8 protein-coding genes are annotated in these 6,846 nt (G+C 32.2%); 2 read left to right on the top strand and 6 right to left on the bottom strand.

What is annotated here, in order from left to right; translation table 11 throughout:
* On the top strand, positions 1-887 hold an 887-nt coding region (locus tag AMN78_RS00690; RefSeq protein ID WP_075533719.1), incomplete at its 5' end, for a homocysteine S-methyltransferase family protein.
* Here AMN78_RS00690 and AMN78_RS00695 read toward each other — a convergent pair.
* From AMN78_RS00695 to AMN78_RS00715, 5 genes are all read right to left on the bottom strand, one after another.
* A complete protein-coding gene (locus AMN78_RS00695) occupies positions 879-1,730 on the bottom strand; it encodes an ABC transporter permease (protein WP_075533720.1) in 852 nt (283 codons plus the stop codon). The genes AMN78_RS00690 and AMN78_RS00695 overlap by 9 nt on opposite strands.
* Positions 1,731-1,748: 18 nt before the next feature.
* Positions 1,749-2,690 (bottom strand): glycine betaine/L-proline ABC transporter substrate-binding protein ProX, encoded by a 942-nt coding sequence (proX, locus tag AMN78_RS00700; RefSeq protein ID WP_075533721.1) that lies wholly within the window; start codon positions 2,688-2,690, stop codon positions 1,749-1,751.
* A 122-nt stretch (positions 2,691-2,812) separates the two neighbouring features.
* Positions 2,813-3,205 (bottom strand): Fur family transcriptional regulator, encoded by a 393-nt coding sequence (locus tag AMN78_RS00705; protein ID WP_075533722.1) that lies wholly within the window; start codon positions 3,203-3,205, stop codon positions 2,813-2,815.
* A 23-nt stretch (positions 3,206-3,228) separates the two neighbouring features.
* The gene (locus AMN78_RS00710) at positions 3,229-4,032 is read right to left on the bottom strand and encodes a metal ABC transporter permease (protein WP_075533723.1); all 804 of its coding nucleotides are present in this window, start codon (positions 4,030-4,032) and stop codon (positions 3,229-3,231) included.
* A complete protein-coding gene (locus tag AMN78_RS00715) occupies positions 4,033-4,785 on the bottom strand; it encodes an ATP-binding cassette domain-containing protein (protein ID WP_082254504.1) in 753 nt (250 codons plus the stop codon). It abuts the gene before it with no gap.
* A 61-nt stretch (positions 4,786-4,846) separates the two neighbouring features.
* On the opposite strand from AMN78_RS00715, the gene znuA reads away from it, so the two are divergent.
* Positions 4,847-5,857 (top strand): zinc ABC transporter substrate-binding protein ZnuA, encoded by a 1,011-nt coding sequence (znuA, locus tag AMN78_RS00720; RefSeq protein ID WP_075533725.1) that lies wholly within the window; start codon positions 4,847-4,849, stop codon positions 5,855-5,857.
* Positions 5,858-5,862: 5 nt separating this feature from the next.
* On the opposite strand, the gene AMN78_RS00725 is transcribed toward znuA, so the two are convergent.
* Positions 5,863-6,846: circularly permuted type 2 ATP-grasp protein (locus AMN78_RS00725; protein ID WP_075533726.1), on the bottom strand; the 984-nt coding region annotated here is incomplete at its 5' end.

Consider the following 6,846-nt stretch of genomic DNA (forward strand, 5'->3'; position numbering starts at 1 on the left):
ATAACTTTTTTCAACAAACAAGAATTTTAGATGGGGGAATGGGCCAAGAGCTTCTTAACCGTGGAGTAAAACCTCACGGAACTCTGTGGGGAGCCTCAGCATTATATAATCGAAAATATCATAAAACAGTTATCAAAACTCATTTAGATTTTATAAAAGCCGGAGCAGAAATAATAGTAACTAATAGCTTTGGTAGCAGAAAAAGAAGGCTTATCGAGAATGGTTTAGTAAAAGAATATAAAAATCTGAACGTACTAGCAGGAAAACTTGCAAAAAGGGCCGTAGGTATCTCCAAGAAAAAAGTTTTGATTGCTGGAAGTCTGCCACCTCAAAATTTTACTTATTTTGCTGATCTTGGAAAAGATCTTAACTTTATTAAAGAAAGTTTTAAATCCCAAGCAAAATATCTCAATCCATATGTAGATTTCTTTTATTTAGATGTAATGAGTAGCTGGAAAGAGTGTTCATTAGGGTTGAGTGCAATTAAAGAATATAAGAAAAAAATTTTAGTCGGTATCCACATTAGGAGCAAAGGGTTATTACCCTCAGGTGAAAAATTTATAACTGTTGCAAAAAAAGTTCAAAAATATAATCCTATTGGAATTATGGCCTCTTGTGTTTCATTTGAAGATTTAAATGAAGTGATGAAAGACGCAAAAAAACTTAAAGTCCCATTCGGGTTTAAAATTAATGCTTTTGAACATATTCCCCCAGGTTGGAAACCAGACTCAAATAATCCTAAGGTGCAACTTGGAAAAAGAAAAGATCTTACTCCTAAAAAATTTCTTGAAATTTGTAAAAAATTAAAGAGCAAGGGAGCAAAAATTATTGGAGGCTGTTGTGAAATTACTCCTAAACATATTAAAAAGTTAAAATCTTTAGTGTGATTTAATAATTTTTTGTGTAATCCTATCTAAGATAATTGCTAGAATTACAATTCCTGTTCCACCAATAACAGCAGAGCCAACATCAAGTCTTCCTAGGGCGATATATACAGTTAAACCTAGTCCCCCAGCACCTATAAGAGCTGCAATAACTACCATCGATAATGCAAGCATCAATGTTTGATTAACTCCTGCCATTATGGTCTTTAAAGACAAAGGAATTTCAATTTTAATCAGTATTAAAAATTTTGTAAGTCCTAAACTTGATCCTGCTTCTTTAAACCCTTTTCCAACTTGCCTAATACCTAAATTTGTTAATCGAATTATTGGTGGTAAAGCAAATATAATTGTAGCAACTACTCCAGGAGTTAATCCAACCCCAAAAAGCATAACTACAGGGATTAAATAAACGAAACTTGGTATTGTTTGCATTATATCAAGTATTGGACGTAAAATAATTTCAAAAGTATTGCTTCTTGAGGCAATGATGCCAAGAGGAATTCCTATTAACATACAAAATAAAACAGCAGTAAAAATCATTGCTAATGTGGTCATGCTTTCTGACCATAGGTCAACAAGATCAATAAAAAGCAAACTTAAAAAAGAAAATATTGCGAATTTAATTCCATTTGTTCTGTAAGCAAAAATTACAAATATCAAAAGTATTATTGGAAAAGGAATAAAGTTAAAAAGTGAATCTAGGCTATTTAGAACAGTATCAATTGGGGCTGAGATTTTTTTAAAGAGTGGCCGTTGTTCAAATAGCCACTCTTTAATATTTCCTTCAATCCATTCACCTAATGGAATGTATATTTCGTAATCTGATGGGGCTAATTTTAAACTCATTAAAATTAACCTGAACCCTTACTTGATCCAACTATCAAATGTGCTTTGATTAGCTTTAATCCATTCAGCTGCATGTTTCTTAATAGCTTTTTCGCTTTTCTCACCCTTGTTCATCTTCAAGTTCTGAGCTGCAATATCTCCAAGAGGAATAGAAGCTTTTTTTAACATCTTTTCTACTTTTGGATTTGCTTTAAGAAAATCTACATTAGCTGCAGGTCTTATATCATCAGCGCCAAAACCTAAATTTACTTTTGACTTTGTAGCATTAGCAATTTTAGTTGGTTTTGTTTTGCTGTAAGGCACCTCAATCCAAACTACATCTTTACCAAGTTTTAAAGCACCAACAGTCCAGTTTGGTGTCCATGTATAAAATAGAATTGATTTTCCATTTTTGTATTTAGACACTGCATCTGCCATTGAAGCTGAGTAGTCTGCTTTTACTGGATTGATAAAATCACCTAATCCTAGTTCATCGAAGTGTTTTGAGATTACTTTTTCACAACCCCAGCCTGGAGGGCAAGCAACCATGTCTGCTTTTCCATCGCCATTAGAGTCAAACTCTTTAGCGTGTTTTTTGATATCCATTACACTTTTGATACCAAATTTATCTGCAGATTTTTTATCGATTAAGTAACCTTGAGCTCCTCCGCCCTTCATTACATAACCCACTGGTTTTACTTTACCTTTTGACTCAGCGATATAACCATCATGTGTTCCGAACCAACCATTAACCCAAAGGTCAACATCTCCAGCGGTTGCAGCCACATAAAATACTTGTGGTTTCATCACAGTTGGACCAGAAACTTTGTAGCCCATCTTCTCTAAAGCTGCCTTGTAGATTTCAGCTTGGAAATAGCCTGTGTCCCAATCAGCCTTACCCATTTTGATCTCATTAGCAGATACGACACTACTAATAGATAAAGCGGTAATTATTGATACTAGATATTTTATATATTTCATATGTCCTCCTAAATCTTAATTTTTAGTAACACGTATGAACTTTAAATGTAACCGTAGTTCAACTAAAAAGTGAATTATGGAAGATATGCTTAAGAATATTTGATATTAGCTTATTTTGTTTTTTATTTGCACTTTTTGCACAGTCCGAAGAATTCTAAATTAAATCTTTTAAATTTCATTCCTTTTTTATGGTTAAAACTAGATAAATATTTTGAAAGTTTTGTATCACTGATTTCATCTACCATTTCACAACTTTCACAAATCGAAAACGCAGTTGCTTTAGAAATTTCACAATCTGAACTCCTGCATGCAACAAAAGCATTTTTGCTTTCTATTTTATGAATTTTGCCCATTTCAATCAACTTATCTAAAGCTCGGTAAATTTGTTGAGGAGCGTTAATTCCTTTTTTTTGTACATTAAAAAGTATTGAATAAGCTTTTAAAGGACCTTTTGCTTTTTCAATAATATCTAAAACAATTTGTTGATTTCTAGAAAGAATTTGTGCTTGTGCCATAAATATAAATTACCAATTTAGTATCATTTTTTCAATTCAGAATAATTTTTGATCTTAATAAGTGTAAGGCAAAATAAAACTAATGCAGCTGTTATTATTGAAGGTCCTGAAGGGGTATTAATTTCTAAAGATGAAAATAAACCAATTATTACAGATAATAAACCTCCTATAATTGATAACTTAACCATCTGCGTTGGATTATTAGAAATGTTTCTTGCCATTGCAGCTGGCATAATTAACATCCCTGTTATCAGTAGAAGACCTACAATTTTAATTGATATTGCAATTATCGCTGCTAATAAAACTGTAAAAATTGCATTTACTTTATCAGGGTTCATGCCTTCAGCTTCAGCTAGTTCATGATTGACAGTTGAGGCAAACAATGGTTTCCAAATGTATTTCAGTATTAATAAGATTAGTGCTCCCCCGATCCAAATTATTAATAGATCTATCTCATTCACTGCTAAGATGTCACCAAATAACAGTCCCATTATATCAAATCGGATCGTGGTGAGAAAACCAATTACAACTAAACCAACTGCAAGAGATGAATGTGCTAATAAACCTAGTAATGCGTCTCCAGGTAGTTTTGTAGTTTTTTGAAGTTTTAAAAGTATTAGTGCGATCGCTGATGAAATTAAAAAAACTGAAAATGCTATGTTTAATTCAAAAAAGAAAGCTATAGTTACCCCAAGAAGTGCGGAGTGAGACAATGTATCACCAAAAAAAGATAATCTTCTCCAAATTATAAAACATCCAAGTGGTCCAGTGACTAAAGCAATTCCAATTCCAGCAATTAAAGCCCTTATAAAAAAATCATCAAACATCTATTGTTTCCTCTTTATAGTTCCATCAGCTGAGTGAGTATGATCGTGTTTGTGTTCATATACAGATAAAATTGTTGAAGCGCGGTCTCCAAACAGTTCTTGATATTTATTGTTGTTAGCTACAGATTGAGGTGTTCCAGAGCAACAAACGTGGCCATTCAGACAAACAACGTAATCTGTAGAAGACATAACGACATGCAAGTCATGAGATATTAATAAAATTCCGCAATTAACTTTATCTGAGATTTCTTTAATTAATTCGTAAAGAGAGATCTCACCTTTAAAATCTACACCTTGAACTGGTTCATCCAACACTAAAAGATCTGGATTTTTTGCAATAGCTCTTGCGATTAAAACTCTTTGAAATTCACCTCCAGATAAATTACTTAAATTATTATTTTTAAGATGTTCAACTCCAGTTAATTTTAAAGCATTGATTATTTCCTCATCGCTTAGATTTTGTGTGAGTAACATAAAATCAACTACTCTTATTGGTAATGTCCAATCGACAGAGATTTTTTGAGGGACATAGCCAACTTTATCAGTAAACGTTAAAACTTTTCCTTCGATGTTCTTGTGAATACCAAGAGCGATTTTTGCTGTTGTAGTTTTTCCTGAACCATTAGGTCCAATTAATGTTACGATTTCCCCCCTTTTTACTTCTAAGGAAACTCCCTTTACTAGCCATTTATCGTTTTTAAATAGACCAACATTGTCTACTTTAATTAATGTCTCTGAATTTATTTTATTCACAATAATAATCCTTGCAATAATAAATGTTATATTATAACACTGTGTTACTTTATAACATATTATGAATAAAATACTTCAACTAATTTCATCTGTATTAATTGCGCTTTTAACAACCATTTCAATATCTAAAGCTGAAGTAAAAGTTGTTGCATCAATTAAGCCAATACATTCCTTGGTTAGTTACGTTATGGATGGTGTTGGAAAACCTGATGTAATAGTTGATGGTTACAATTCTCCCCATGGATTTAGTTTAAAACCCTCTCATGCAAAGATGATTGAAAATGCAGATCTAATAATTTGGGTTGGTGAAGATTTAGAGGCATTCTTAGAAAAACCTTTAGATACGATTGCTAAAAGGGCTGTTAATGTAGAAATAATGGACTTGAGTGGAGTTAAAAAACTTAAGTTTAGAGAAAAAAATATATTTGAAAGTCATGATGATCATGGACACGGTCATAAAGAGAAAAAACATGATGATCACGGACACGGTCATAAAGAAAAGAAACACGATGATCATGGTCATAAAAAAGCTAAACATGATGATCACGGGCATGAGGGACATGCTCACGGTGAACACGATCCACATGTTTGGTTAGATCCAATGAACGCTAAAGTAATTATTAAAGAAATCGAAAAACAATTAGTTAAATTGGATCCAGATAACAGCTCTAAATATAAAGCTAATTCTAAAAAAGCTCAGTCTGAATTAGATAATTTAACAAAAAATATTAAAAGAGATCTTAAAGGAAATCTTAGATTTGTAGTTTTCCATGATGCTTACCAATATTTTGAAAATAGATTTGGTATTAAGGTTTTGGGAGCTTTAACTGTTAATCCCGATGTATTACCAGGTGCAGAGCAATTATCTGAAATTAGAGAGGTAATAGAACATGAGAAAGTAAATTGTCTTTTTTCAGAACCTCAATTCAACCCAGCTATTATAAAATCTATAGCAAAAGACACTAAAATTAAAACTGGTGTTTTAGATCCTCTTGGTGCAACTTTAGATAAAGGCAAAGGTATGTACTCTGAACTTTTACAGAGTATGTACGCTTCATTTAAAGGTTGTTAAGAAATTTATTTTTCAATAACTAAAGTATCTTTAGAGCCACCACCTTGAGAACTGTTCACGATAGTGCTTCCTTTTTTAAGGGCAACTCTAGTAAGTCCACCTGTTGTTACCCAAGATTTTTTACCAGTTAAGATAAATGGTCTGAGATCTAAATGTCTTGGTTCAATTCCTTCTTCAGAAATTGTTGGTGTGGTAGATAAAATTTCTAATGGTTGAGCAATATAATCACTTGGTTTAGATTTTATTTTATTAATCATATTTTCTCTCTCTTCCTTTGAGGCTTTAGGACCAATCAATATTCCATTACCGCCCGATCCATTTGTAGGTTTTACGACAAGTTTAGAAATATTTTCGATAACATGATCTTTATGAATTTTTTTTCTACACAAAAAAGTTTGGACTTGTTTTAGTTTTGGTTCCTCATCTAAATAAAATTTAATCATTTTATCAACATATGAGTATATAGCTTTATCATCTGCTATTCCTGTCCCAGGTGCATTTACAATACCAACATTACCTTTACGCCAACATTTAAATAAACCGGGTACTCCTAGTAAAGAATGTTTATAAAAAACTTTTGGATCTAAAAAGTTGTCGTCTATTCTCCTATAAATACAATCAACTTTCATAGGACCTGTAACAGTTTTCATATATACAAAATCTTTTTCAACAAATAAATCTTTGCCTTCCACTAGTGCTATTCCCATTTGTTCAGCTAAAAACCTATGTTCAAAATAAGCAGAGTTATATCTTCCTGGAGTTAAAACGCACATGTGCGGATTTCTAGTTTTTTTTGGAACACATTCAAGCATACAGTGATATAATTTATTTGGATATTGGTGTACTGAAGAAACTTTATATTTTGTAAATAGTTCTGGAAATACATCTCTCATCACCATTCGATTTTCAAGCATATATGAAACTCCTGACGGCACTCTCAAATTGTCTTCTAATACCATGAATTCGCCATTGATGTTTCTAATTAAATC

It is taken from the genome of Candidatus Pelagibacter communis (assembly GCF_001179945.1).
GTDB classification, from domain to species: Bacteria; Pseudomonadota; Alphaproteobacteria; order Pelagibacterales; family Pelagibacteraceae; genus Pelagilacustribacter; species Pelagilacustribacter ubique_A.

Bases quoted from the DNA above. Each gene is read 5' to 3' on its own strand.
- znuA (WP_075533725.1), top strand. From the start codon at position 4,847: ATGAATAAAATACTTCAACTAATTTCATCTGTATTAATTGCGCTTTTA.
- AMN78_RS00695 (WP_075533720.1), bottom strand. From the start codon at position 1,730: ATGAGTTTAAAATTAGCCCCATCAGATTACGAAATATACATTCCATTA.
- proX (WP_075533721.1), bottom strand. From the start codon at position 2,690: ATGAAATATATAAAATATCTAGTATCAATAATTACCGCTTTATCTATT.
- AMN78_RS00705 (WP_075533722.1), bottom strand. From the start codon at position 3,205: ATGGCACAAGCACAAATTCTTTCTAGAAATCAACAAATTGTTTTAGAT.
- AMN78_RS00710 (WP_075533723.1), bottom strand. From the start codon at position 4,032: ATGTTTGATGATTTTTTTATAAGGGCTTTAATTGCTGGAATTGGAATT.